Origin of the sequence: Bacillus sp. LJBV19 (assembly GCF_017797845.1) — a bacterium.
GTDB classification, from domain to species: domain Bacteria; phylum Bacillota; class Bacilli; order Bacillales; family Bacillaceae; genus Bacillus; species Bacillus velezensis.
Window position 1 is genome coordinate 147,870 of record NZ_CP072563.1, and the last position, 25,978, is coordinate 173,847.

The window sequence follows — 25,978 nt, forward strand, 5'->3', positions numbered from 1 at the left end:
AAATGAATTCCATGACATATGTTTTTCATTCCGCACCTGGGCAGATTGTAGGTTTACAATTGGTCGGAAGAAAAAACGGCTAGCTGCTGTCATCGGAATGAAGATTCATCATCGTGTACTAAAGCAGACGGAGAAAAGCGTACATTTCATTCTCCTTAGAAAAAGAATATCAATCATTCACCCTTTATGATTGCGTATCTCCGGAAGTTCAGAACAGTATAAACGAAACAGGGCGTGTGACAAACGGATAACTGAGATTTTCTCTTTTGAAATTTGTCAGAGAGCAAGTTACTGATTTGAAGAAGGGAGAACACTTGAATGGCGAAAGACGATGTAATTGAAGTGGAAGGTACGATTGTCGAAACACTGCCAAACGCGATGTTCAAAGTTGAACTCGAAAATGGCCATACGGTTTTGGCTCACGTATCTGGTAAAATCCGCATGCACTTCATTCGCATTTTACCTGGAGACAAAGTTACGGTAGAATTATCTCCATATGACTTAACTCGTGGCAGGATTACGTACCGTTACAAATAAAGCACTCCGGAAACTGAAGGAGGTTGGAAACACATGAAAGTGAGACCATCAGTTAAACCAATCTGCGAGAAATGTAAAGTTATTCGCAGAAAAGGAAAAGTAATGGTGATCTGTGAAAATCCAAAGCATAAACAAAAACAAGGATAATTAATAAGGAGGTGCCCAGAGAATGGCTCGTATTGCTGGTGTAGATATCCCACGTGACAAACGTGTTGTTATTTCTTTAACATATGTCTTCGGAATTGGCCGCACAACGGCTCAGCAAGTCTTGAAAGAGGCTGGTGTTTCTGAAGATACTCGTGTGCGTGATCTTACTGAAGAAGAACTTGGTAAAATCCGTGATGTTATTGACAAACTGAAAGTAGAAGGTGACCTTCGCCGTGAAGTTTCTCTTAACATCAAGCGTCTGATCGAAATCGGAAGCTACCGCGGAATCCGCCATCGCAGAGGTTTGCCTGTTCGCGGACAAAACTCTAAAAACAATGCGCGTACTCGTAAAGGTCCGCGTCGTACTGTAGCTAACAAGAAAAAATAAGTAAGGGAGGTACCTAAACAATGGCTGCTGCTCGTAAACAAAACACGCGTAAACGTCGCGTGAAAAAGAATATTGAGTCAGGAATCGCTCATATTCGTTCAACTTTCAACAACACGATCGTTACGATCACTGATACTCATGGTAATGCTCTTTCTTGGTCTAGTGCCGGAGCTCTAGGATTCAGAGGTTCTCGTAAATCTACTCCTTTTGCTGCGCAAATGGCTGCTGAAACAGCTGCTAAAGGTTCAATCGAACACGGACTTAAAACTCTTGAAGTAACTGTTAAAGGACCAGGTTCTGGCCGTGAAGCTGCAATCCGTGCTTTACAAGCTGCCGGACTTGAAGTTACAGCTATCAGAGACGTAACTCCTGTTCCTCATAATGGATGCCGTCCACCAAAACGTCGCCGCGTGTAATTTGTTTGTATAGATTTTGTGTCCCTGTCAATAATGGGTTATGATACAGTTATTTATGAAACGAATGCACCGACTCGTTGCCTGAGCACATACGGGACTAAACAATGGGGAATTTCGGATGGAATCTCATATGATTCTATTCGAGGTTTCGACGTTTTGAAGGAGGGTTTTAAGTAATGATCGAGATTGAAAAACCAAAAATCGAAACGGTTGAAATCAGCGACGATGCCAAATTTGGTAAGTTTGTCGTAGAGCCGCTTGAGCGTGGATATGGTACAACTCTGGGTAACTCCTTACGTCGTATCCTCTTATCCTCACTCCCTGGTGCCGCTGTAACATCGATCCAGATAGATGGTGTACTGCACGAATTCTCGACAATCGAAGGCGTTGTGGAAGATGTTACAACGATAATCTTGCACATTAAAAAGCTTGCATTGAAAATCTACTCTGATGAAGAGAAGACGCTTGAAATTGATGTACAGGGCGAAGGAACTGTCACAGCAGCTGATATTACACACGACAGCGATGTTGAAATCCTTAATCCGGATCTTCATATCGCGACTCTTGGTGAGAATGCGAGTTTCCGAGTTCGCCTTACTGCACAAAGAGGACGTGGGTATACACCTGCTGATTCGAACAAAAGAGACGATCAGCCTATCGGCGTGATTCCGATCGATTCAATCTTTACGCCAGTTTCTCGTTTATCTTATCAGGTAGAAAACACTCGTGTAGGCCAGGTTGCAAACTATGACAAACTTACACTTGATGTTTGGACTGACGGAAGCACTGGACCGAAGGAAGCAATTGCTCTCGGTTCAAAGATTTTAACTGAACACCTTAATATATTCGTCGGTTTAACTGACGAAGCTCAGCATGCTGAAATCATGGTTGAAAAAGAAGAGGACCAAAAAGAAAAAGTTCTTGAAATGACGATTGAGGAACTTGACCTTTCTGTCCGTTCTTACAACTGCTTGAAGCGTGCGGGCATTAACACGGTTCAAGAACTTGCGAACAAGACGGAAGAAGATATGATGAAAGTTCGCAACCTGGGACGCAAATCACTTGAAGAAGTGAAAGCGAAACTAGAAGAACTTGGACTCGGCCTTCGCAAAGACGATTGATCTAGTTTCCATGTGAACTAGGATTTTCGTGTGTTTTTTATTTAGAAACAGCATTCCATTAAAGGAGGGGACATCACATGTCATACAGAAAACTAGGACGTACGAGTTCACAGCGTAAAGCTATGCTTCGTGATCTTACAACAGATTTGATCATCAACGAAAGAATTGAAACAACTGAAACACGTGCGAAAGAACTTCGCTCTGTTGTTGAAAAGATGATCACTCTTGGTAAGCGCGGTGACTTGCATGCTCGTCGTCAAGCTGCTGCATACATTCGCAACGAGGTTGCTAATGAAGAAAATAACCAAGATGCACTTCAAAAATTATTCTCTGACATTGCAACTCGTTACGAGGAGCGCCAAGGCGGATACACACGTATTATGAAGCTTGGTCCTCGCCGTGGTGACGGTGCACCAATGGCAATCATCGAATTGGTTTAATCACATATTTTTGTGTATCTAAAGAAGGGCGGGACAGTTTCTAACTGGATCTATGCCCTTTTTTTAGATATCAGAACTTTTTATCATGAGACAGAAAAGCAGAGCTATAGCTGAGAGGAGGTCAGGCGCCCGTGGATCAAAAACAGCTTATATCCGTAAAAGACATTCTATTCCGTTACCGCAAAGATGCAGAAAGACCGGCGCTGGACGGTGTGAGTCTGGAGGTATACGAAGGAGAATGGCTTGCTATCGTAGGCCACAACGGTTCAGGGAAGTCGACTTTGGCCAGAGCGTTGAACGGGCTGATTTTGCCTGAGGCCGGAGAAATTGAAGTCGGCGGCATCAAGCTGACTGAGGATACCGTGTGGGATGTGCGAAAAAAAATAGGGATGGTCTTTCAGAATCCCGATAACCAATTTGTCGGAACGACTGTTCGCGATGATGTGGCTTTTGGTTTAGAAAACAATGGTGTTCCGCGCGAAGAAATGATTGAGAGAGTAGATTGGGCTGTCACACAAGTCAATATGCAGGATTTTCTTGATCAAGAGCCGCACCATCTCTCCGGAGGTCAAAAACAAAGAGTGGCGATCTCGGGAATTATTGCCGCGCGTCCTGATATTATGATTTTGGATGAAGCGACATCCATGCTTGACCCGATTGGGAGAGAAGAAGTCCTTGATACTGTCAGACGCTTAAAAGATCAGGGCATGGCCACCGTCATTTCGATAACACATGACCTGGAAGAAGCCGCAAGGGCGGACAGGATCATTGTGATGAACGGCGGCAGGAAATATGCAGAGGGCACGCCTGAAGAGATTTTTAAATTAAACGAAGACTTGGTTCGCATCGGTCTTGATTTGCCTTTCTCATTCCAGCTCAGCCTGCTTTTGAAAGAAAGCGGACTGGCGTTAACGAAAAACCATCTGACTCAGGAAGGGCTGGTGAATGAGCTGTGGACATTAAAATCAAAGATGTAGAACACCGCTATCAAATGAAAACACCGTTTGAACGGTTGGCTCTGTATGATATCAATGCCGTGATAAAAGAGGGCAGCTACGTTGCCGTCATCGGGCATACAGGGTCGGGCAAATCGACGCTCCTGCAGCATTTAAACGGTTTGCTGAAACCGACTAAAGGACAGCTTGAACTCGGGAGCACGATTCTGGCAGCCGGTAAAAAGAATAAAGACCTTAAGACTTTGCGAAAAAAAGTCGGAATCGTTTTCCAATTTCCCGAACATCAGCTGTTTGAAGAGACTGTGCTGAAGGACATCGCATTCGGACCGATGAATTTCGGTGTAAAAAAAGAAGACGCTGAACGGAAAGCAAAAGAAATGCTGGGACTTGTGGGCCTTCCGGAAGACATTTTGGATCGTTCACCATTTGAGCTCAGCGGCGGCCAGATGCGCAGAGTGGCGATTGCCGGCGTTCTCGCGATGGAGCCGGAAGTGCTGGTTTTGGATGAACCGACGGCCGGTCTTGATCCGAGAGGGCGCCAGGACATTATGGACATGTTCTATGCGCTTCATCAGCGGGGAAACCTGACTACCATTCTCGTCACCCACAGCATGGAGGACGCCGCCCGCTATGCTGACGAAATGATCGTCATGCACAAAGGAACCATTAAAGCGACGGGGAGTCCGCGTGACTTGTTTGTAAAAGGTGAAGAGATGGCCGAAATGGGACTGGATCTTCCTGAATCGGTAAAGTTTCAGAGACGGCTTGAGAAGGCTCTCGGAGTCAAGTATGAGAAACCCATGCTGACCCTGCAGGATGCCGCCAGTGAAATTAAGGCTTTCTTTCAGGAGGAAAAGGACCAATGATGGACAGCATGATTATCGGAAAGTATGTTCCCGGATCATCGCTTATTCACCGATTGGACCCGCGAACAAAACTTGTCAGCATCTTTCTTTTTGTATGTATCGTTTTTTTAGCAAACAACGTACAGACGTACGCTTTGCTCGGTTTGTTTACATTCGGGGTGATTGCCTTAACACGCGTGCCGTTCAGCTTTTTGCTGAAGGGGCTTAAGCCGATTATCTGGATTGTGGCGTTTACCTTTTTATTACACATTTTCATGACCCATGAAGGATCAGTCATTTTTCAGCTTGGCTGGTTTAAAGTGTATGAGGGCGGACTTATACAGGGGATTTTTATCTCCCTCCGTTTCGTTTACCTTATCTTTATGACGACGCTGCTGACGCTGACAACAACGCCGATTGAAATAACGGATGGAATGGAGCAGCTCCTGAATCCTTTTAAAAAGGTGAAGCTGCCCGTACACGAACTCGCATTGATGATGTCGATATCATTGCGATTTATCCCGACATTGATGGAAGAGACAGATAAAATCATGAAGGCGCAAATGGCGAGGGGTGCGGACTTTACAAGCGGCCCGGTGAAAGACAGAATCAAAGCGGTTGTTCCGCTGCTTGTCCCGCTGTTTGTCAGCGCCTTTAAACGCGCGGAAGAGCTCGCGGTCGCTATGGAGGCGAGAGGCTACCAGGGCGGTGAGGGGAGAACGAAATACAGAAAGCTCGTCTGGACCGGAAAGGATACCGGAGCTATTCTGCTCATCATCGTATTAGCCGTGTTATTGTTTTTCTTAAGAAGTTAGAGGTGCTGCTGAATGAGAGTGAAATGTACCATTGCTTATGACGGGCATTTATTTAACGGATATCAGGTTCAGCCTGGAAAACGGACCGTTCAAAGTGAATTGGAAAAAGCGCTGGCCGTCATCCATAAAACGGACGGCAGAGTGCCTGTGTACTCATCCGGCCGCACGGACAGCGATGTTCATGCTGCCGGGCAGGTCATTCATTTTGATACGCCGCTGTCCATTCCGGCTGAGAAATGGCCGTTTGCGCTCAATGCCCTGCTGCCTGATGATATTGCCGTCAAAACAGCAGAGATTGCGGATGATGGGTTCCATGCACGATTTAGCGCGGTCCAAAAGGAATATCGCTACATTGTATATACGGAGAAACACCCGGACGTATTTAAACGACATTACGCTTACCATTTTGCATATCCGCTTAATGTGCAGAAAATGAGGGAAGCTTCAAGGCACCTCATCGGGACACATGATTTCACAAGCTTTTGCGCGGCTGATACCGCGGTTCAGGATAAGGTCAGAACGATTTACGAGCTGGATTGGACTGAGACCGGGGACGGCCTGCAGATGCGGATCACCGGAAACGGTTTTCTCTATAATATGGTCAGAATCATTGCCGGAACGTTATTGGATACAGGAGCTGGAAAATTTTCTCCCGATGATGTAAAAGCAATGCTCGAAGCGAAAGATCGCGAAGCCGCGGGGCGCACCGCACCGGGGCACGGGCTGTATTTATGGAGCGTTTGCTATGACAACTAAACCAGGTGTAACATTTTCTTGACAGAGTCTGCATAAAGTTATAAGATATCATATGGTATGTATTTCAACCCCACGATAAGCCCCGGAACTTATTGTGTTGTGAAATAGAACGTAATCGAAGATTATTGAAAATGACAGATCATTTAGGAGGGAAATTCAATGCGTACAACACCTATGGCTAACGCAAGTACTATTGAACGCAAGTGGTTAGTTGTTGATGCAGCAGGCAAGACTTTAGGACGTCTTTCTACAGAAGTTGCATCTATCCTTCGCGGAAAACACAAACCGACTTACACACCGCACGTTGATACTGGAGATCATGTGATCATCATCAACGCTGAAAAAATCGAGTTAACTGGTAAAAAGTTAACTGACAAAATCTACTACCGTCACACTCAACATCCAGGCGGATTAAAATCAAGAACTGCTCTTGAAATGCGTACAAACTACCCTGAGAAAATGCTTGAGCTTGCTATCAAAGGCATGCTTCCAAAAGGTTCTCTAGGTCGTCAAATGTTCAAAAAATTGAACGTATACCGTGGTTCTGAGCATCCACATGAAGCACAAAAACCTGAAGTTTACGAACTTCGCGGTTAATTAAAAAGGAGGTTACCAATTTGGCACAGGTTCAATATTACGGTACTGGCCGTCGTAAAAGTTCTGTAGCGCGTGTGCGCTTAGTTCCAGGAGAAGGTCGTATCGTCGTTAATAATCGTGAAATCAGCGAGCACATTCCATCTCCGGCTCTAATCGAAGATATCAAACAACCATTAACTTTAACTGAAACAGCTGGTACTTATGATGTTTTAGTAAACGTACATGGAGGCGGCTTATCTGGTCAAGCTGGAGCAATCCGTCATGGTATCGCTCGTGCTTTGCTTGAAGCAGATCCAGAATACCGTGCAACACTTAAACGTGCTGGTCTTCTGACTCGTGACGCTCGTATGAAAGAACGTAAAAAATACGGTCTTAAAGGCGCTCGTCGTGCACCTCAGTTCTCAAAACGTTAATCGTTTTGGATTGCAAAAACCACAACTTCTTGGTTGTGGTTTTTTTGTATTTTTTTCTCATATTCAAGAGGTTATCCGATGTTTTTCTAGAATTGTTTGTTATACTCTATTCATTACCAATAAGGAGCGCAGTTATAATGAATAAGTTAGTCATACATAACAGCAAGGCATGGGATAAAAAAGTCGAAACAGGCAATGAATGGACGGTTGCGGTTGATTCTCATACGATTGGTGAAGCGAAAAAAGGCAATTGGAGCATCAGGATGACCCCCGGAAAAGATGTGCCGGCAGATTGGTTTCCGCCCATAGACGGTCTGAAGGTTCTTTGTCTCGCTTCAGGAGGAGGACAGCAAGGCCCGGTCCTGGCTGCTGCAGGAGCGGACGTCACCATCTTTGACAATTCGGAAAAACAGCTTGCGCAAGACAGAATGGTTGCCGAGCGGGACGATCTTACGCTTCGGACTGTCAAAGGCAGCATGAATGATCTGAGCTGTTTTGATGATGAGTCATTTGATTTTATCGTGCACCCGGTATCGAATTGCTTTGTTGATACGGTTCTTCCGGTATGGAAAGAAGCTTATCGCGTATTGAAAAAAGGCGGGTCTTTAGTCTCCGGTTTTGTAAATCCCGTCGTGTTCTTATTTGATATGGATTTAGAGCAGGAAGGCGTACTAAAAGTAAAGTATTCCATTCCGTTTTCGGATGAAAAAGATCTGAGTAAGAAAAAGGTAAAGGAACTTATTGATAATCATGAAGCGCTTGAATTCGGCCATACGCTGGAGGATCAAATTAAAGGTCAGATTGACGCAGGCTTTATGGTTGCCGGTTTTTACGAGGACAAAGGCGGCCTCGTGCTGGATGAATACATTAATACATACTCCGTAACAAGAAGCATTAAAATATAAAAACGGCATCCCGTCAGAGGTGCTGTTTTTTTGCGGCTTTTTCCTGCGGATGGCTGATCACATTAGCCGAAACCGGTTCTATCCCAATTTCTCTGGCCCAAACCGACAGTTGTCCCATATGGTGAATCTCATGCGCAAGGATGTGGCGGAGAATATCTTCTTTAGGAAAGGTTTGGTCCATCCAGTCCGGCTTAACAAGATCCGGTCCTTTGCGGGAGACCGCATGAATGACATCCTCCCGATACTGTTCAGACAGCTTTCTAAGATCCTGAATGCTCGTATAGTCAGACTCAGCAGGTAAAACATCATCTTTACCTAAAATGGCACGAGCCCAGCTGATCTCGGCATCAATGATATGAAATAAAGTCCGCAAGATGCTCTCCATTCCGCCCGTCCGGGTTTTCGTCAGTTCCTCCCGGCTCAGCTTTTCACATAGCATAAACCACTCGTCACGCACCATCCAATTGTATTGAAACAGCTTTTTCATAACGTCACCTCAGCTCTTTCTTCTTCCAGTTAACATAAAACTCCTTCATTTGGGAGGATTTCCACTATCAACAAAGCATGCTTTTTCCCTTTTCCTTTCAAAATAACAGTAAAAAGGAGCGTGGCTGGCAATGGCAGAAGTATTATCTTTTTCAGACGTGAAACGGCAGAAGGATTTTGAGCTTGAGAAGAGTTTACTAAAGGAGCTGTCACTGACGCAGATCATTCAGTCCGTAAAAGCATGTCTTACCCCTTTGTTTCCCTTTCTTCAAGACGAAAACGGCATTCTGAGTGAAGGGTGCATAGATTTTGCAATTGAAGCGTATTTATTAGGCGGCCGGTTCGGCGTCTTTGGCTATTATGGTGAGTCTTTGCAGAGGGCAAACGCCCGTTCGGCTGAAGAAGAGGAAGAACTGACGGTCGATTTTTTTGAATATCTTTGCAATTGGACGCATGAGCAATATTCTTCCGTTGAACAAAAAGAAATCTATGAAGCGTCCTGCCGGTTTATCAACAGCTGGTGGACGGAAGGATTTCTGCAAAGAGAAAAACAATGTAAGCTCCGTATGAGGTAATCATAATTTCTTCCCTTGTCCCATACTTATTAATAACGGGGACAAGCGGGAGGGAAAGGTATGACAAAAAAGCTGAAATGGCTCGGTTTTTTACTTGGCTTTATCATATTATTGTGTTTATTCCGGTTTCAATTCCATAATGATGATTCCTGGCGGCCGTGGAGTCTGCCGCTGAGCGGAAAAATCATCTATCTCGATCCGGGACACGGCGGGCCGGACGGAGGCGCCACGGGAGGCAGTCACCTTGAAAAGGACATTACTCTCGAAGTGGCCTCCAGGGTAAGAGACTATTTGCAGGAGCAGGGAGCTTTGGTCATTATGACGCGGGAGACGGATACTGATTTAGCTCCTGAAGGGACGAAAGGCTACAGCAGACGCAAAGCGGAAGATCTGAGAAAGCGCGTGGAAATCATCAACCGTTCAGAGGCGGAGCTTTATATCAGCATTCATCTGAACGCCATACCGTCACCAAGATGGAGCGGCGCCCAAAGCTTCTACTATGGAAAATACGAAGAAAATGAAAAAGTGGCAAAATATATACAGGACGAATTGAGAATCAATTTGGAGAATACAACGAGAAAGGCGAAACGGATACACGGCATTTACTTAATGCAGAATGTAACCAAACCGGGCGCGCTGGTGGAAATCGGATTTCTGTCCAATCCCGCGGAAGCGAAAAGGCTCGGACAGCCCAAATATCAGGACAAAATCGCTTCTTCCGTGTATAAGGGCGTATTGAGATACTTCACAGAGAAAGGAGACCCTCCCGAGTAAGGAGGGTTTTTCGCCGATTCTATGTTTAATATATGGTATAATACCATTTGTAAACGAATACACAAAGGGTGAGGGTTCGATGATAAGAGAAGATGAAGTAAGAAATATAGTCGGAAACATGCGCGAACCTTTTCTTCATAGACCGCTGGGAGAATTGGATGCCATTAAAGAAGTAAAGATCAAGCCGGAAAAACGGCATGTCAGTGTAAAAATTGCATTGGCAAAAACGGGGACGGCTGAACAGATGGGTATTCAGCAGGAAATCGTATCCGTTTTGAAAGAAGCGGGTGCGGAAACTGTCGGACTGCGGTTTGAAGAGCTGCCGGAAGAAACATTGGCGAAATTCAGCCGGCCGGCAGCTGAAAGCGAAACCCTGCTGAATAGGAAACACCCGCCGGTCTTTCTTGCGGTGGCAAGCGGAAAAGGCGGTGTCGGCAAATCAACGGTTTCCGTCAACCTGGCCATTTCTCTTGCGCGGCTCGGAAAAAAAGTCGGCTTGATCGACGCGGATATATACGGATTCAGCGTGCCCGACATGATGGGTATTACAGTTCGCCCGACAGTAGAAGGAGAAAAACTGCTTCCTGTCGAAAGATTTGGAGTAAAGGTTATGTCGATGGGTTTTTTCGTCGAAGAAAACGCTCCGGTTGTGTGGAGAGGGCCGATGCTGGGCAAGATGCTGAATAACTTCTTCCATGAAGTTGACTGGGGAGAGGTTGACTATATCGTTCTTGATCTGCCGCCCGGCACGGGTGATGTGGCGCTCGATGTACACACGATGCTTCCGAGCTGCAAAGAGATCATCGTATCAACGCCGCACCCTACAGCCGCATTTGTAGCGGCGAGAGCGGGATCTATGGCGATTAAGACCGATCATGAAGTTGTAGGGGTCATTGAAAATATGGCTTACTATCAAAGTGCAAAAACCGGCGAGAGAGAATATGTGTTCGGTCAAGGCGGGGGAGATAAGCTTGCAGAGGAATTGCAAGTGCCGCTGCTTGGCAGAATTCCTTTAAAACAGCCTGATTGGGACAAGGACCAGTTTGCGCCTTCTGTCTATGACAGAAGTCATCCGATCGGGGAAATTTATATGGGGATCGCCCAGAAAGTCATTGAAAAAACAGCTGAATAAAAAAGGGGCCGGGATCAACACGGCCCGGCCTTTTATTGGCTTTCTTTTTCAGAGCTTGAAGCCGCTTTTTTCAATTCATCCTCGAATTGCTTTTTGAAAAGCGGGCTGGAAAGTGTCTCTGTAATTACATCTTCTAAGTAACTGCGGAACTTTTGGCTTTTCACCAGCTCATAGTATTTTTTATCCATGCCGGGGTCCTGCATGATCTGCATAAAACTTTTCTGATAATCAGGGTCTTTCATCAGTTTTTTTATGATTTTTTCATGCTCGGGCTGAAGAGTTTTTGCAAAGCTCTCGGCGAACTTTGAGTCTTCAAAGATGGTTTTCCAGAACTCCGCCCCTTTTTTAGAGGTGAGGGTTTTCTCTATTGTGCCTTTAATGGCATTTTGATCAATCACCAATGCCTCATTCATCGCATCATCATTTAATATTTCCTTAATTGCTTTTTTTCCATCATCTGTCTTTAATATATCAACAACCATTTTTTTAGTCTGGTCATAATCCATATCCGCTGCTTGGTCTTTTGGAGCACAAGCTGTTACAGATAATACAACAAAACAGCTTATCAATAGCGTTTTGGCTTTTGACATGCATAAGCTCCTTCCTTACTTGTACTTATTTTTAATATGATTCATCGGAATGGATTTATACATAACAAAATATCGCTGAACGCGATTGTCAGGGGGATGAATAAGAGATGAAAAGCCGCGGGCTTGTTCGATTTTTCTTTTCGATTTTAGCTGTGGGCGCTCTTATTACAAGCGTCGTGGGATTTGCTCTGAAGTGGGGGGAGTACAAGGGGTTCTTCCTGAATTTTGATGCCGGTCAGATTTTCTCCGTTCTGATCTGGTTTATCGGGGTAGGCATGATTTTCAGTGTGATCAGCCAGATGGGATTCTTCGTTTTTTTGACGGTGCACCGGTTTGCCCTTGAAATTCTCAGATCAAGCTCGCTTTGGAATCTGCTTCAGCTGTTTATCATTCTGTTTGTCGCTTTTGATTTAATGTACGTCAGATTTTTGTTTTTCGGAGAGCGGGATGACTCGATTGCGGGGTTTATCTGGCTGCCGCTGGCTCTGCTTGCCGTCGGCCTGTTGACGGCATATATAAAACAAAAGCAGTCCTCAAAAAATACGTTCGTTTCATCATTATTTTTAATGGTCGTTATTACAGCGCTTGAATGGGTTCCTGCGCTACGAGTGAATAATGAGGACTGGCTTTATTTGATGCTGATTCCGCTGATGGGCTGCAATGCGTTTCAGCTGCTAATGCTGCCGAAGTTTGCCCAGAGGTAGTTATTTCACTTCTGATGACTTGACGTCAGTATTTGCGATCAGGTCGCCGACAGTCACGTTTTTCAGTCCTTTTTGCTTTAAATTGTGAATAATGGCGGGGAGCGCTTCTTCAGTCTGTGTTGCTGAATCAGAGGCGTGCAGCAGGACAATGTCGCCGCCTTTTATATGACTGTTTACATTTTCAATGATTTTATCAGGGCCGGGATTTGTCCAATCCTGCGAGTTAACGCTGTAATGAACCACTGAATAGTGGTACTTCTGTGCAATGGTAAGAACCTTTTTATTAAATTGTCCGGTCGGCGGGCGGAGTAAATGAACATTCTTTACACCCAGCTTTTTAAATGCGGTCTGGGCCCGGAGGATATCTTTTTTTATTTCATTGTCCTCTAGGTTCGTATAATTTTTATACGCATATCCCATGCTGCCGATTTGATGTCCGTCTTTTATCATACGTTCAACTGTGTCCGGGTGCCGTTCCGCCCAAGAAGCTGACAGAAAAAAAGTGGCGTTTTTAATACCGTTTGCTTTTAGCGCGTTCAGAATAGGAACCGCTTTTTCGTCGCCCCAGCTGATATCGAATGTTAATGCGACTTCGCCCGCTTTCGTCTCCCCTTTTGAAATAGCCTTCGGGCCGCTATCAGTTAAAAATACAGGAAGGGGGACGGCTCTCTGTATATAAAAAAAGCTGGCTGCTGCAAATGCGGCAATGATAATAATAAGCAGCTGTTTTATCCTTCTGATGTGCCACACGTAGAAGTGATTCACTGATGACGCCTCCTTATCTTGTCCATGCTTGATTACATCGTATGCCGCGGCGGAGATGAATATAACGAAATACGTTTTAAAAAAAATGAAAAAAACACTTGCTAAATTTAAAGAATGCATGGTATATTATTAAACGTCGCTGATGAACAGCAGACAACAACAAAAAGCTTCGGAAACAGCTTAAAAAAAGTTGTTGACATAAAAGAAGCTGAGTGGTAAGATAATAAAGCTGCTTCAACAAGCGGTAATGATCTTTGAAAACTAAACAAGACAAAACGTACCTGTTAATTCAAAGTTTTAAATAAATCGCACAGCGATGTGCGTAGTCAGTCAAACTACTTTATCGGAGAGTTTGATCCTGGCTCAGGACGAACGCTGGCGGCGTGCCTAATACATGCAAGTCGAGCGGACAGATGGGAGCTTGCTCCCTGATGTTAGCGGCGGACGGGTGAGTAACACGTGGGTAACCTGCCTGTAAGACTGGGATAACTCCGGGAAACCGGGGCTAATACCGGATGGTTGTTTGAACCGCATGGTTCAGACATAAAGGTGGCTTCGGCTACCACTTACAGATGGACCCGCGGCGCATTAGCTAGTTGGTGAGGTAACGGCTCACCAAGGCAACGATGCGTAGCCGACCTGAGAGGGTGATCGGCCACACTGGGACTGAGACACGGCCCAGACTCCTACGGGAGGCAGCAGTAGGGAATCTTCCGCAATGGACGAAAGTCTGACGGAGCAACGCCGCGTGAGTGATGAAGGTTTTCGGATCGTAAAGCTCTGTTGTTAGGGAAGAACAAGTGCCGTTCAAATAGGGCGGCACCTTGACGGTACCTAACCAGAAAGCCACGGCTAACTACGTGCCAGCAGCCGCGGTAATACGTAGGTGGCAAGCGTTGTCCGGAATTATTGGGCGTAAAGGGCTCGCAGGCGGTTTCTTAAGTCTGATGTGAAAGCCCCGGCTCAACCGGGGAGGGTCATTGGAAACTGGGGAACTTGAGTGCAGAAGAGGAGAGTGGAATTCCACGTGTAGCGGTGAAATGCGTAGAGATGTGGAGGAACACCAGTGGCGAAGGCGACTCTCTGGTCTGCAACTGACGCTGAGGAGCGAAAGCGTGGGGAGCGAACAGGATTAGATACCCTGGTAGTCCACGCCGTAAACGATGAGTGCTAAGTGTTAGGGGGTTTCCGCCCCTTAGTGCTGCAGACTAACGCATTAAGCACTCCGCCTGGGGAGTACGGTCGCAAGACTGAAACTCAAAGGAATTGACGGGGGCCCGCACAAGCGGTGGAGCATGTGGTTTAATTCGAAGCAACGCGAAGAACCTTACCAGGTCTTGACATCCTCTGACAATCCTAGAGATAGGACGTCCCCTTCGGGGGCAGAGTGACAGGTGGTGCATGGTTGTCGTCAGCTCGTGTCGTGAGATGTTGGGTTAAGTCCCGCAACGAGCGCAACCCTTGATCTTAGTTGCCAGCATTCAGTTGGGCACTCTAAGGTGACTGCCGGTGACAAACCGGAGGAAGGTGGGGATGACGTCAAATCATCATGCCCCTTATGACCTGGGCTACACACGTGCTACAATGGACAGAACAAAGGCGCGAAACCGCGAGGTTAAGCCAATCCCACAAATCTGTTCTCAGTTCGGATCGCAGTCTGCAACTCGACTGCGTGAAGCTGGAATCGCTAGTAATCGCGGATCAGCATGCCGCGGTGAATACGTTCCCGGGCCTTGTACACACCGCCCGTCACACCACGAGAGTTTGTAACACCCGAAGTCGGTGAGGTAACCTTTTAGGAGCCAGCCGCCGAAGGTGGGACAGATGATTGGGGTGAAGTCGTAACAAGGTAGCCGTATCGGAAGGTGCGGCTGGATCACCTCCTTTCTAAGGATTTTAACGGAATATAAGACCTTGGGTCTTATAAACAGAACGTTCCCTGTCTTGTTTAGTTTTGAAGGATCATTCGATTCTTCGAGATGTTGTTCTTTGAAAACTAGATAACAGAAGTAATTCACATTCAATTAGTAATGCAAGATATCACGTAGTGATTCTTTTTAACGGTTAAGTTAGAAAGGGCGCACGGTGGATGCCTTGGCACTAGGAGCCGATGAAGGACGGGACGAACACCGATATGCTTCGGGGAGCTGTAAGCAAGCTTTGATCCGGAGATTTCCGAATGGGGAAACCCACCACTCGTAATGGAGTGGTATCCATATCTGAATACATAGGATATGAGAAGGCAGACCCGGGGAACTGAAACATCTAAGTACCCGGAGGAAGAGAAAGCAAATGCGATTCCCTGAGTAGCGGCGAGCGAAACGGGACCAGCCCAAACCAAGAGGCTTGCCTCTTGGGGTTGTAGGACACTCTGTACGGAGTTACAAAGGAACGAGGTAGATGAAGAGGTCTGGAAAGGCCCGCCATAGGAGGTAACAGCCCTGTAGTCAAAACTTCGTTCTCTCCTGAGTGGATCCTGAGTACGGCGGAACACGTGAAATTCCGTCGGAATCCGGGAGGACCATCTCCCAAGGCTAAATACTCCCTAGTGACCGATAGTGAACCAGTACCGTGAGGGAAAGGTGAAAAGCACCCCGGAAGGGGAGTGAAAGAGATCCTGAAACCGTGTGCCTACAAGTAGTCAGAGCCCGTTAACGGGTGATGGCGTGCCTTTTGTAGAATGAACCGGCGAGTTACGATCCCGTGCAAGGTTAAGCAGAAGATGCGGAGCCGCGCGAAAGCGAGTCTGAATAGGGCGAATTGAGTACGTGGTCGTAGACCCGAAACCAGGTGATCTACCCATGTCCAGGGTGAAGTTCAGGTAACACTGAATGGAGGCCCGAACCCACGCACGTTGAAAAGTGCGGGGATGAGGTGTGGGTAGGGGTGAAATGCCAATCGAACCTGGAGATAGCTGGTTCTCTCCGAAATAGCTTTAGGGCTAGCCTCAAGGTAAAAGTCTCGGAGGTAGAGCACTGATTGGACTAGGGGCCCCTACCGGGTTACCGAATTCAGTCAAACTCCGAATGCCGATGACTTATCCTTGGGAGTCAGACTGCGAGTGATAAGATCCGTAGTCGAAAGGGAAACAGCCCAGACCGCCAGCTAAGGTCCCAAAGTATACGTTAAGTGGAAAAGGATGTGGAGTTGCTTAGACAACCAGGATGTTGGCTTAGAAGCAGCCATCATTTAAAGAGTGCGTAATAGCTCACTGGTCGAGTGACTCTGCGCCGAAAATGTACCGGGGCTAAACGTATCACCGAAGCTGCGGACTGTTCTTCGAACAGTGGTAGGAGAGCGTTCTAAGGGCTGTGAAGCAAGACCGGAAGGACTTGTGGAGCGCTTAGAAGTGAGAATGCCGGTATGAGTAGCGAAAGAGGGGTGAGAATCCCCTCCACCGAATGCCTAAGGTTTCCTGAGGAAGGCTCGTCCGCTCAGGGTTAGTCGGGACCTAAGCCGAGGCCGAAAGGCGTAGGCGATGGATAACAGGTTGATATTCCTGTACCACCTCCTCACCATTTGAGCAATGGGGGGACGCAGGAGGATAGGGTAAGCGCGGTATTGGATATCCGCGTCCAAGCAGTTAGGCTGGGAAATAGGCAAATCCGTTTCCCGTGAAGGCTGAGCTGTGATGGCGAGCGAATTATAGTAGCGAAGTTCCTGATTCCACACTGCCAAGAAAAGCCTCTAGCGAGGTGAGAGGTGCCCGTACCGCAAACCGACACAGGTAGGCGAGGAGAGAATCCTAAGGTGATCGAGAGAACTCTCGTTAAGGAACTCGGCAAAATGACCCCGTAACTTCGGGAGAAGGGGTGCTCTGTTAGGGTGCAAGCCCGAGAGAGCCGCAGTGAATAGGCCCAGGCGACTGTTTAGCAAAAACACAGGTCTCTGCGAAGCCGTAAGGCGAAGTATAGGGGCTGACGCCTGCCCGGTGCTGGAAGGTTAAGAGGAGCGCTTAGCGTAAGCGAAGGTGCGAATTGAAGCCCCAGTAAACGGCGGCCGTAACTATAACGGTCCTAAGGTAGCGAAATTCCTTGTCGGGTAAGTTCCGACCCGCACGAAAGGCGCAACGATCTGGGCACTGTCTCAACGAGAGACTCGGTGAAATTATAGTACCTGTGAAGATGCAGGTTACCCGCGACAGGACGGAAAGACCCCGTGGAGCTTTACTGCAGCCTGATATTGAATGTTGGTACAGCTTGTACAGGATAGGTAGGAGCCTTGGAAACCGGAGCGCCAGCTTCGGTGGAGGCATCGGTGGGATACTACCCTGGCTGTATTGACCTTCTAACCCGCCGCCCTTATCGGGCGGGGAGACAGTGTCAGGTGGGCAGTTTGACTGGGGCGGTCGCCTCCTAAAAGGTAACGGAGGCGCCCAAAGGTTCCCTCAGAATGGTTGGAAATCATTCGCAGAGTGTAAAGGCACAAGGGAGCTTGACTGCGAGACCTACAAGTCGAGCAGGGACGAAAGTCGGGCTTAGTGATCCGGTGGTTCCGCATGGAAGGGCCATCGCTCAACGGATAAAAGCTACCCCGGGGATAACAGGCTTATCTCCCCAAGAGTCCACATCGACGGGGAGGTTTGGCACCTCGATGTCGGCTCATCGCATCCTGGGGCTGTAGTCGGTCCCAAGGGTTGGGCTGTTCGCCCATTAAAGCGGTACGCGAGCTGGGTTCAGAACGTCGTGAGACAGTTCGGTCCCTATCCGTCGCGGGCGCAGGAAATTTGAGAGGAGCTGTCCTTAGTACGAGAGGACCGGGATGGACGCACCGCTGGTGTACCAGTTGTTCTGCCAAGGGCATCGCTGGGTAGCTATGTGCGGACGGGATAAGTGCTGAAAGCATCTAAGCATGAAGCCCCCCTCAAGATGAGATTTCCCATTCCGCAAGGAAGTAAGATCCCTGAAAGATGATCAGGTTGATAGGTCTGAGGTGGAAGTGTGGCGACACATGGAGCTGACAGATACTAATCGATCGAGGACTTAACCAATTTGAATGTATGCTTACTGTTATCTAGTTTTGAGAGAACACTCTCAATGGTTTGGTGGCGATAGCGAAGAGGTCACACCCGTTCCCATGCCGAACACGGAAGTTAAGCTCTTCAGCGCCGATGGTAGTCGGGGGTTTCCCCCTGTGAGAGTAGGACGCCGCCAAGCTTTTTTATTTTATCTACCATGTTTTTGTTTATGAAGCTTATAATATTCCGCAGTAGCTCAGTGGTAGAGCTATCGGCTGTTAACCGATCGGTCGTAGGTTCGAGTCCTACCTGCGGAGCCATTGCTTCCATAGCTCAGCAGGTAGAGCACTTCCATGGTAAGGAAGAGGTCAGCGGTTCGAGCCCGCTTGGAAGCTTATCTAAATACGTTGATCTGAAGCAGTTTCCGCGCGTTATGGAACTGTTATTTTTTTGTTTGGATCAGTAAAAACTGTTACTGATTGCAGCAGTTAAGGTATAGGTGTTTAAAGCGCGCTTTCTGATGAGGTTAGCCTTGCTTCAATGATTCAAAGAGATTAACATAATTAATTGTTAAACGGTATTGACTTTTATCAAAACCTTGATATAATTACTTTTGTCATAATGAACAGTATGCTTTAGATTAAACTGCGGGTTATACTGTTTGGAGTTTTACTGAATAAATAACAATACAGTTTTTGGGTTATCTGATGCTGTATTCTGGCTGTACATTACATTTTTACTTGCGGAAGTAGTTCAGTGGTAGAACATCACCTTGCCAAGGTGGGGGTCGCGGGTTCGAATCCCGTCTTCCGCTCCATTTTATCCCAACGGGATATTGTGATATTAATTGCGCCCGTAGCTCAATTGGATAGAGCGTTTGACTACGGATCAAAAGGTTAGGGGTTCGACTCCTCTCGGGCGCGCCATAATATTTTTAAAAATCGGGAAGTAGCTCAGCTTGGTAGAGCACATGGTTTGGGACCATGGGGTCGCAGGTTCGAATCCTGTCTTCCCGACCATTCTCAAACTTTAAAGATAATATACTGGTTTTCTTTTTCTCTCTTTTTTTTAAAAAAATGCTTGATTTATAGAGAGACACCGTGGTATATTATTAAACGTCGCTGATGAACAGCAGACAACAACAAAAAGCTTCGGAAACAGCTTAAAAAAAGTTGTTGACATAAAAGAAGCTGAGTGGTAAGATAATAAAGCTGCTTCAACAAGCGGTAATGATCTTTGAAAACTAAACAAGACAAAACGTACCTGTTAATTCAAAGTTTTAAATAAATCGCACAGCGATGTGCGTAGTCAGTCAAACTACTTTATCGGAGAGTTTGATCCTGGCTCAGGACGAACGCTGGCGGCGTGCCTAATACATGCAAGTCGAGCGGACAGATGGGAGCTTGCTCCCTGATGTTAGCGGCGGACGGGTGAGTAACACGTGGGTAACCTGCCTGTAAGACTGGGATAACTCCGGGAAACCGGGGCTAATACCGGATGGTTGTTTGAACCGCATGGTTCAGACATAAAAGGTGGCTTCGGCTACCACTTACAGATGGACCCGCGGCGCATTAGCTAGTTGGTGAGGTAACGGCTCACCAAGGCAACGATGCGTAGCCGACCTGAGAGGGTGATCGGCCACACTGGGACTGAGACACGGCCCAGACTCCTACGGGAGGCGCAGTAGGGAATCTTCCGCAATGGACGAAAGTCTGACGGAGCAACGCCGCGTGAGTGATGAAGGTTTTCGGATCGTAAAGCTCTGTTGTTAGGGAAGAACAAGTGCCGTTCAAATAGGGCGGCACCTTGACGGTACCTAACCAGAAAGCCACGGCTAACTACGTGCCAGCAGCCGCGGTAATACGTAGGTGGCAAGCGTTGTCCGGAATTATTGGGCGTAAAGGGCTCGCAGGCGGTTTCTTAAGTCTGATGTGAAAGCCCCCGGCTCAACCGGGGAGGGTCATTGGAAACTGGGGAACTTGAGTGCAGAAGAGGAGAGTGGAATTCCACGTGTAGCGGTGAAATGCGTAGAGATGTGGAGGAACACCAGTGGCGAAGGCGACTCTCTGGTCTGTAACTGACGCTGAGGAGCGAAAGCGTGGGGAGCGAACAGGATTAGATACCCTGGTAGTCCACGCCGTAAACGATGAGTGCTAAGTGTTAGGGGGTTTCCGCCCCTTAGTGCTCGCACTAACGCATTAAGCACTCCGCCTGGGGAGTACGGTCGCAAGACTGAAACTCAAAGGAATTGACGGGGGCCCGCACAAGCGGTGGAGCATGTGGTTTAATTCGAAGCAACGCGAAGAACCTTACCAGGTCTTGACATCCTCTGACAATCCTAGAGATAGGACGTCCCCTTCGGGGGCAGAGTGACAGGTGGTGCATGGTTGTCGTCAGCTCGTGTCGTGAGATGTTGGGTTAAGTCCCGCAACGAGCGCAACCCTTGATCTTAGTTGCCAGCATTCAGTTGGGCACTCTAAGGTGACTGCCGGTGACAAACCGGAGGAAGGTGGGGATGACGTCAAATCATCATGCCCCTTATGACCTGGGCTACACACGTGCTACAATGGACAGAACAAAGGGCGCGAAACCGCGAGGTTAAGCCAATCCCACAAATCTGTTCTCAGTTCGGATCGCAGTCTGCAACTCGACTGCGTGAAGCTGGAATCGCTAGTAATCGCGGATCAGCATGCCGCGGTGAATACGTTCCCGGGCCTTGTACACACCGCCCGTCACACCACGAGAGTTTGTAACACCCGAAGTCGGTGAGGTAACCTTTTAGGAGCCAGCCGCCGAAGGTGGGACAGATGATTGGGGTGAAGTCGTAACAAGGTAGCCGTATCGGAAGGTGCGGCTGGATCACCTCCTTTCTAAGGATTTTAACGGAATATAAGACCTTGGGTCTTATAAACAGAACGTTCCCTGTCTTGTTTAGTTTTGAAGGATCATTCGATTCTTCGAGATGTTGTTCTTTGAAAACTAGATAACAGAAGTAATTCACATTCAATTAGTAATGCAAGATATCACGTAGTGATTCTTTTTAACGGTTAAGTTAGAAAGGGCGCACGGTGGATGCCTTGGCACTAGGAGCCGATGAAGGACGGGACGAACACCGATATGCTTCGGGGAGCTGTAAGCAAGCTTTGATCCGGAGATTTCCGAATGGGGAAACCCACCACTCGTAATGGAGTGGTATCCATATCTGAATACATAGGATATGAGAAGGCAGACCCGGGGAACTGAAACATCTAAGTACCCGGAGGAAGAGAAAGCAAATGCGATTCCCTGAGTAGCGGCGAGCGAAACGGGACCAGCCCAAACCAAGAGGCTTGCCTCTTGGGGTTGTAGGACACTCTGTACGGAGTTACAAAGGAACGAGGTAGATGAAGAGGTCTGGAAAGGCCCGCCATAGGAGGTAACAGCCCTGTAGTCAAAACTTCGTTCTCTCCTGAGTGGATCCTGAGTACGGCGGAACACGTGAAATTCCGTCGGAATCCGGGAGGACCATCTCCCAAGGCTAAATACTCCCTAGTGACCGATAGTGAACCAGTACCGTGAGGGAAAGGTGAAAAGCACCCCGGAAGGGGAGTGAAAGAGATCCTGAAACCGTGTGCCTACAAGTAGTCAGAGCCCGTTAACGGGTGATGGCGTGCCTTTTGTAGAATGAACCGGCGAGTTACGATCCCGTGCAAGGTTAAGCAGAAGATGCGGAGCCGCGCGAAAGCGAGTCTGAATAGGGCGAATTGAGTACGTGGTCGTAGACCCGAAACCAGGTGATCTACCCATGTCCAGGGTGAAGTTCAGGTAACACTGAATGGAGGCCCGAACCCACGCACGTTGAAAAGTGCGGGGATGAGGTGTGGGTAGGGGTGAAATGCCAATCGAACCTGGAGATAGCTGGTTCTCTCCGAAATAGCTTTAGGGCTAGCCTCAAGGTAAAAGTCTCGGAGGTAGAGCACTGATTGGACTAGGGGCCCCTACCGGGTTACCGAATTCAGTCAAACTCCGAATGCCGATGACTTATCCTTGGGAGTCAGACTGCGAGTGATAAGATCCGTAGTCGAAAGGGAAACAGCCCAGACCGCCAGCTAAGGTCCCAAAGTATACGTTAAGTGGAAAAGGATGTGGAGTTGCTTAGACAACCAGGATGTTGGCTTAGAAGCAGCCATCATTTAAAGAGTGCGTAATAGCTCACTGGTCGAGTGACTCTGCGCCGAAAATGTACCGGGGCTAAACGTATCACCGAAGCTGCGGACTGTTCTTCGAACAGTGGTAGGAGAGCGTTCTAAGGGCTGTGAAGCAAGACCGGAAGGACTTGTGGAGCGCTTAGAAGTGAGAATGCCGGTATGAGTAGCGAAAGAGGGGTGAGAATCCCCTCCACCGAATGCCTAAGGTTTCCTGAGGAAGGCTCGTCCGCTCAGGGTTAGTCGGGACCTAAGCCGAGGCCGAAAGGCGTAGGCGATGGATAACAGGTTGATATTCCTGTACCACCTCCTCACCATTTGAGCAATGGGGGACGCAGGAGGATAGGGTAAGCGCGGTATTGGATATCCGCGTCCAAGCAGTTAGGCTGGGAAATAGGCAAATCCGTTTCCCGTGAAGGCTGAGCTGTGATGGCGAGCGAATTATAGTAGCGAAGTTCCTGATTCCACACTGCCAAGAAAAGCCTCTAGCGAGGTGAGAGGTGCCCGTACCGCAAACCGACACAGGTAGGCGAGGAGAGAATCCTAAGGTGATCGAGAGAACTCTCGTTAAGGAACTCGGCAAAATGACCCCGTAACTTCGGGAGAAGGGGTGCTCTGTTAGGGTGCAAGCCCGAGAGAGCCGCAGTGAATAGGCCCAGGCGACTGTTTAGCAAAAACACAGGTCTCTGCGAAGCCGTAAGGCGAAGTATAGGGGCTGACGCCTGCCCGGTGCTGGAAGGTTAAGAGGAGCGCTTAGCGTAAGCGAAGGTGCGAATTGAAGCCCCAGTAAACGGCGGCCGTAACTATAACGGTCCTAAGGTAGCGAAATTCCTTGTCGGGTAAGTTCCGACCCGCACGAAAGGCGCAACGATCTGGGCACTGTCTCAACGAGAGACTCGGTGAAATTATAGTACCTGTGAAGATGCAGGTTACCCGCGACAGGACGGAAAGACCCCGTGGAGCTTTACTGCAGCCTGATATTGAATGTTGGTACAGCTTGTACAGGATAGGTAGGAGCCTTGGAAACCGGAGCGCCAGCTTCGGTGGAGGCATCGGTGGGATACTACCCTGGCTGTATTGACCTTCTAACCCGCCGCCCTTATCGGGCGGGGAGACAGTGTCAGGTGGGCAGTTTGACTGGGGCGGTCGCCTCCTAAAAGGTAACGGAGGCGCCCAAAGGTTCCCTCAGAATGGTTGGAAATCATTCGCAGAGTGTAAAGGCACAAGGGAGCTTGACTGCGAGACCTACAAGTCGAGCAGGGACGAAAGTCGGGCTTAGTGATCCGGTGGTTCCGCATGGAAGGGCCATCGCTCAACGGATAAAAGCTACCCCGGGGATAACAGGCTTATCTCCCCAAGAGTCCACATCGACGGGGAGGTTTGGCACCTCGATGTCGGCTCATCGCATCCTGGGGCTGTAGTCGGTCCCAAGGGTTGGGCTGTTCGCCCATTAAAGCGGTACGCGAGCTGGGTTCAGAACGTCGTGAGACAGTTCGGTCCCTATCCGTCGCGGGCGCAGGAAATTTGAGAGGAGCTGTCCTTAGTACGAGAGGACCGGGATGGACGCACCGCTGGTGTACCAGTTGTTCTGCCAAGGGCATCGCTGGGTAGCTATGTGCGGACGGGATAAGTGCTGAAAGCATCTAAGCATGAAGCCCCCCTCAAGATGAGATTTCCCATTCCGCAAGGAAGTAAGATCCCTGAAAGATGATCAGGTTGATAGGTCTGAGGTGGAAGTGTGGCGACACATGGAGCTGACAGATACTAATCGATCGAGGACTTAACCAATTTGAATGTATGCTTACTGTTATCTAGTTTTGAGAGAACACTCTCAATGGTTTGGTGGCGATAGCGAAGAGGTCACACCCGTTCCCATGCCGAACACGGAAGTTAAGCTCTTCAGCGCCGATGGTAGTCGGGGGTTTCCCCCTGTGAGAGTAGGACGCCGCCAAGCTATCTTAACCCAGTTCATGATGAACTGGGTTTTTTATATGGAAGATCACATAGATATATAAAGCTAATGCCTTTCAAGGGCATTAGCTTTTTTGTTTACATTGATTTTGCTTTGCTGTTGTGATGTTGAAGATTGTTTGATTTTATTGTCTCGAGCATTCTTAAACTGAACACAATCAGCAGCATAAGGAGCATCAGTGCAGTAAACAGCCAGAATGCAGTTTGTGCGGGATATTCATCTAAGCTCCAGCCGACGGCGATCGGAAGGAGTGAACCTCCTAATCCGTTTGAAGCGAGCAGAATACTGGTAGTTGTTTCTGTCTTTCCGGGATAAAAATGATTCGTGATGATTAGGGCTATTGCAAACATGCCTGCCATGAACAGTCCTAAAAAGAAGCAAAGGGCAAAACCGAACCATACGTTTTTACTTAATGCTAATACGGTAAGTGCTGCCAGACCGCCAATGCTTATGAGACGAAGATAACGGTGATATGTCAGCTTTTCTGATACCGGGCCTGTTAATAACCTTCCGATGATCATACCCGTCCAATACACTGTAACTGTTATCGTTGCCAAAGAGTTGGGGATATCCCATTTCTCAGCGAAAATGGAGGGGATAAAATGGACAATTGAAACTTCACTGCCGCCGTAAAAGAAGAAATAAGCACCCGCCAAGGCAATAAACAGCAATCCGTGTGACCGATAACCGGTGCTTTCTTTTTGAGTGTCAGCAGAAGAGACCTCTTTGCGGATGAGAAGCTGATCAATACTGCCGAAACTCATCTGCTTCCATGCAATTAAGAGTGCAAAACTGGATAACCCTAATACTAAAAAAGCAATTGTCCACATGTGGTTGTTGATAAGAAAGCCTGAGAGCAGAGGCATGAAAAGCGCACCTAATCCGTAGGCCACTTCCATCTTGCTCATGGCCACAGCCTGTCTTTCTTTAATAGCGGTGAGGATGATCGTGCCTACGCAGGATTCCACCAGTCCGGCGCCAAGCCCTGCGATGCTGACGAGAAGAAAGAGCAGCGGCCAGGGCGGCAGGAAGGTGATGAACATTTCACAGCTGATGAGTGCCAGGCCAAAGATAACGACGTTTTTGCGCCCAAGCTTTTTCACCATGTATGGCATTCCGATGACACCGATGAGAAAGCCCATGAACTGAGAGAATACCAATACTCCGCCATTACTGTAGCTTTGTGAATAATGTGTGAGTAACTCAGGCAGTACGGCTCCCAGAATAACAAGTGTAAAAGCAATCGATCCATAAGAAAAACAGCTTATCCACAGCAGACGAGTTTTCATCATTTTATCTCCTTATTGGTAAAATAATATTTCTCTCTACTCGTATGACATGATGATTTTACAAAAAATCCAAGTATTGTTACTATATCACATAACTTTTTCTCGTACATCCCTTATGGTAACGTTAACAAATTGTTAACATTTTTTACAAGAAAGAACGTTGACATTATTTTCAATAATTTATACGATAAAAAGCGAAATTCTAATAATTTCA

Annotated in this window: 21 protein-coding genes, 5 tRNA genes, 6 rRNA genes and 1 pseudogene; 29 read left to right on the forward strand and 4 right to left on the reverse strand. The window is 47.6% G+C overall.

The window, feature by feature from the left end:
• Positions 1–106: 106 nt before the first annotated feature.
• The 14 genes and pseudogenes from J6600_RS19460 to J6600_RS00905 all read left to right on the forward strand — a co-directional run.
• Positions 107–341 (forward strand): annotated as a pseudogene (locus J6600_RS19460) (KOW domain-containing RNA-binding protein); the annotation flags it as partial.
• Complete coding sequence (gene infA, locus J6600_RS00845) at positions 319–537, forward strand: translation initiation factor IF-1 (RefSeq protein WP_003156508.1); 219 nt, start codon at positions 319–321, stop codon at positions 535–537. The pseudogene J6600_RS19460 and the gene infA, both read left to right, overlap by 23 nt.
• 33 nt (positions 538–570) lie before the next feature.
• Positions 571–684 carry a 50S ribosomal protein L36 gene (gene rpmJ / locus J6600_RS00850; RefSeq protein ID WP_003156543.1) on the forward strand — a complete coding sequence of 38 codons (114 nt, stop codon included), beginning with the start codon at positions 571–573 and terminating at the stop codon, positions 682–684.
• Between the two features lie 22 nt (positions 685–706).
• Positions 707–1,072 carry a 30S ribosomal protein S13 gene (gene rpsM / locus J6600_RS00855; protein WP_003156545.1) on the forward strand — a complete coding sequence of 122 codons (366 nt, stop codon included), beginning with the start codon at positions 707–709 and terminating at the stop codon, positions 1,070–1,072.
• A 20-nt stretch (positions 1,073–1,092) separates the two neighbouring features.
• Entirely contained in the window at positions 1,093–1,488 is a 396-nt protein-coding gene (rpsK, locus tag J6600_RS00860; RefSeq protein WP_007410409.1) for a 30S ribosomal protein S11, read from the forward strand.
• A 176-nt stretch (positions 1,489–1,664) separates the two neighbouring features.
• Positions 1,665–2,609: a DNA-directed RNA polymerase subunit alpha gene (locus J6600_RS00865; RefSeq protein WP_003156549.1), complete on the forward strand. Its 945-nt coding sequence runs from the start codon at positions 1,665–1,667 to the stop codon at positions 2,607–2,609.
• A gap of 77 nt (positions 2,610–2,686) precedes the next feature.
• The gene (rplQ, locus tag J6600_RS00870; protein WP_003156550.1) at positions 2,687–3,049 is read left to right on the forward strand and encodes a 50S ribosomal protein L17; all 363 of its coding nucleotides are present in this window, start codon (positions 2,687–2,689) and stop codon (positions 3,047–3,049) included.
• Positions 3,050–3,180: 131 nt separating this feature from the next.
• Complete coding sequence (locus J6600_RS00875; RefSeq protein WP_061861777.1) at positions 3,181–4,026, forward strand: energy-coupling factor ABC transporter ATP-binding protein; 846 nt, start codon at positions 3,181–3,183, stop codon at positions 4,024–4,026.
• Positions 4,002–4,871 (forward strand): energy-coupling factor ABC transporter ATP-binding protein, encoded by an 870-nt coding sequence (locus J6600_RS00880; protein ID WP_029974329.1) that lies wholly within the window; start codon positions 4,002–4,004, stop codon positions 4,869–4,871. The genes J6600_RS00875 and J6600_RS00880 overlap by 25 nt, the downstream gene beginning before the upstream one ends.
• On the forward strand, positions 4,868–5,665 hold the full coding sequence (locus tag J6600_RS00885) for an energy-coupling factor transporter transmembrane component T family protein (protein WP_014304219.1): 798 nt from the start codon (positions 4,868–4,870) through the stop codon (positions 5,663–5,665). Before J6600_RS00880 ends, J6600_RS00885 begins: the two co-directional genes overlap by 4 nt.
• Before the next feature lie 12 nt (positions 5,666–5,677).
• On the forward strand, positions 5,678–6,421 hold the full coding sequence (gene truA / locus J6600_RS00890; RefSeq protein WP_032872237.1) for a tRNA pseudouridine(38-40) synthase TruA: 744 nt from the start codon (positions 5,678–5,680) through the stop codon (positions 6,419–6,421).
• A gap of 159 nt (positions 6,422–6,580) precedes the next feature.
• Entirely contained in the window at positions 6,581–7,018 is a 438-nt protein-coding gene (gene rplM / locus J6600_RS00895) for a 50S ribosomal protein L13 (RefSeq protein ID WP_003225844.1), read from the forward strand.
• A 20-nt stretch (positions 7,019–7,038) separates the two neighbouring features.
• Complete coding sequence (gene rpsI, locus J6600_RS00900) at positions 7,039–7,431, forward strand: 30S ribosomal protein S9 (RefSeq protein WP_003225846.1); 393 nt, start codon at positions 7,039–7,041, stop codon at positions 7,429–7,431.
• Between the two features lie 137 nt (positions 7,432–7,568).
• Positions 7,569–8,336, forward strand: coding sequence for a class I SAM-dependent methyltransferase (locus tag J6600_RS00905; RefSeq protein WP_014416757.1), 768 nt, complete (start codon positions 7,569–7,571; stop codon positions 8,334–8,336).
• Positions 8,337–8,349: 13 nt separating this feature from the next.
• Here the strand turns inward: J6600_RS00905 and J6600_RS00910 are convergent, their stop codons facing one another.
• Positions 8,350–8,823 (reverse strand): DinB family protein, encoded by a 474-nt coding sequence (locus J6600_RS00910; protein ID WP_209387823.1) that lies wholly within the window; start codon positions 8,821–8,823, stop codon positions 8,350–8,352.
• A 130-nt stretch (positions 8,824–8,953) separates the two neighbouring features.
• Here J6600_RS00910 and J6600_RS00915 point away from each other — a divergent pair, with 130 nt between their 5' ends.
• The 3 genes from J6600_RS00915 (at position 8,954) to J6600_RS00925 (ending at position 11,303) form a co-directional block, all read left to right on the forward strand.
• Positions 8,954–9,397, forward strand: coding sequence for a DUF2521 family protein (locus tag J6600_RS00915; protein ID WP_007410416.1), 444 nt, complete (start codon positions 8,954–8,956; stop codon positions 9,395–9,397).
• A 60-nt stretch (positions 9,398–9,457) separates the two neighbouring features.
• Complete coding sequence (gene cwlD, locus J6600_RS00920; RefSeq protein ID WP_007410417.1) at positions 9,458–10,171, forward strand: N-acetylmuramoyl-L-alanine amidase CwlD; 714 nt, start codon at positions 9,458–9,460, stop codon at positions 10,169–10,171.
• Between the two features lie 79 nt (positions 10,172–10,250).
• Positions 10,251–11,303: an Mrp/NBP35 family ATP-binding protein gene (locus J6600_RS00925; RefSeq protein WP_209387824.1), complete on the forward strand. Its 1,053-nt coding sequence runs from the start codon at positions 10,251–10,253 to the stop codon at positions 11,301–11,303.
• A gap of 32 nt (positions 11,304–11,335) precedes the next feature.
• Here J6600_RS00925 and gerD read toward each other — a convergent pair whose 3' ends face one another.
• The gene (gene gerD / locus J6600_RS00930) at positions 11,336–11,893 is read right to left on the reverse strand and encodes a spore germination lipoprotein GerD (RefSeq protein WP_007615280.1); all 558 of its coding nucleotides are present in this window, start codon (positions 11,891–11,893) and stop codon (positions 11,336–11,338) included.
• A gap of 107 nt (positions 11,894–12,000) precedes the next feature.
• Between gerD and kbaA the strand changes: the two genes are divergently transcribed.
• On the forward strand, positions 12,001–12,597 hold the full coding sequence (gene kbaA / locus J6600_RS00935) for a KinB-signaling pathway activation protein (RefSeq protein ID WP_209387825.1): 597 nt from the start codon (positions 12,001–12,003) through the stop codon (positions 12,595–12,597).
• Here the strand turns inward: kbaA and pdaB are convergent, their stop codons facing one another.
• Positions 12,598–13,362, reverse strand: a complete 765-nt coding sequence (gene pdaB / locus J6600_RS00940; protein ID WP_095061648.1) for a polysaccharide deacetylase family sporulation protein PdaB — start codon at positions 13,360–13,362, stop codon at positions 12,598–12,600.
• 340 nt (positions 13,363–13,702) lie between these two features.
• Here pdaB and J6600_RS00945 point away from each other — a divergent pair.
• The 11 genes from J6600_RS00945 to rrf (J6600_RS00995) all read left to right on the forward strand — a co-directional run bounded on the left by J6600_RS00945 (position 13,703) and on the right by rrf (J6600_RS00995) (position 24,457).
• Positions 13,703–15,249: ribosomal RNA gene (locus J6600_RS00945) — 16S ribosomal RNA — on the forward strand.
• Positions 15,250–15,424: 175 nt separating this feature from the next.
• A 23S ribosomal RNA gene (locus J6600_RS00950) occupies positions 15,425–18,352 on the forward strand.
• Positions 18,353–18,402: 50 nt separating this feature from the next.
• A 5S ribosomal RNA gene (rrf, locus tag J6600_RS00955) occupies positions 18,403–18,518 on the forward strand.
• Between the two features lie 46 nt (positions 18,519–18,564).
• Positions 18,565–18,639: transfer RNA gene (locus tag J6600_RS00960), tRNA-Asn, on the forward strand.
• A gap of 2 nt (positions 18,640–18,641) precedes the next feature.
• Positions 18,642–18,714 (forward strand) — tRNA-Thr (locus tag J6600_RS00965).
• A 347-nt stretch (positions 18,715–19,061) separates the two neighbouring features.
• A tRNA-Gly gene (locus J6600_RS00970) sits at positions 19,062–19,136 on the forward strand.
• A gap of 32 nt (positions 19,137–19,168) precedes the next feature.
• A tRNA-Arg gene (locus J6600_RS00975) sits at positions 19,169–19,245 on the forward strand.
• 16 nt (positions 19,246–19,261) lie between these two features.
• Positions 19,262–19,338, forward strand: a tRNA-Pro gene (locus J6600_RS00980).
• Between the two features lie 303 nt (positions 19,339–19,641).
• Positions 19,642–21,189: ribosomal RNA gene (locus J6600_RS00985) — 16S ribosomal RNA — on the forward strand.
• Between the two features lie 175 nt (positions 21,190–21,364).
• Positions 21,365–24,291 (forward strand): 23S ribosomal RNA (locus J6600_RS00990).
• 50 nt (positions 24,292–24,341) lie between these two features.
• Positions 24,342–24,457: ribosomal RNA gene (gene rrf / locus J6600_RS00995) — 5S ribosomal RNA — on the forward strand.
• Together the 16S, 23S and 5S rRNA genes with 5 tRNA genes alongside form the textbook arrangement of a ribosomal RNA operon.
• A 95-nt stretch (positions 24,458–24,552) precedes the next feature.
• Here the strand turns inward: rrf (J6600_RS00995) and J6600_RS01000 are convergent.
• A complete protein-coding gene (locus J6600_RS01000; RefSeq protein WP_179156185.1) occupies positions 24,553–25,764 on the reverse strand; it encodes an MFS transporter in 1,212 nt (403 codons plus the stop codon).
• Positions 25,765–25,978: the final 214 nt, after the last annotated feature.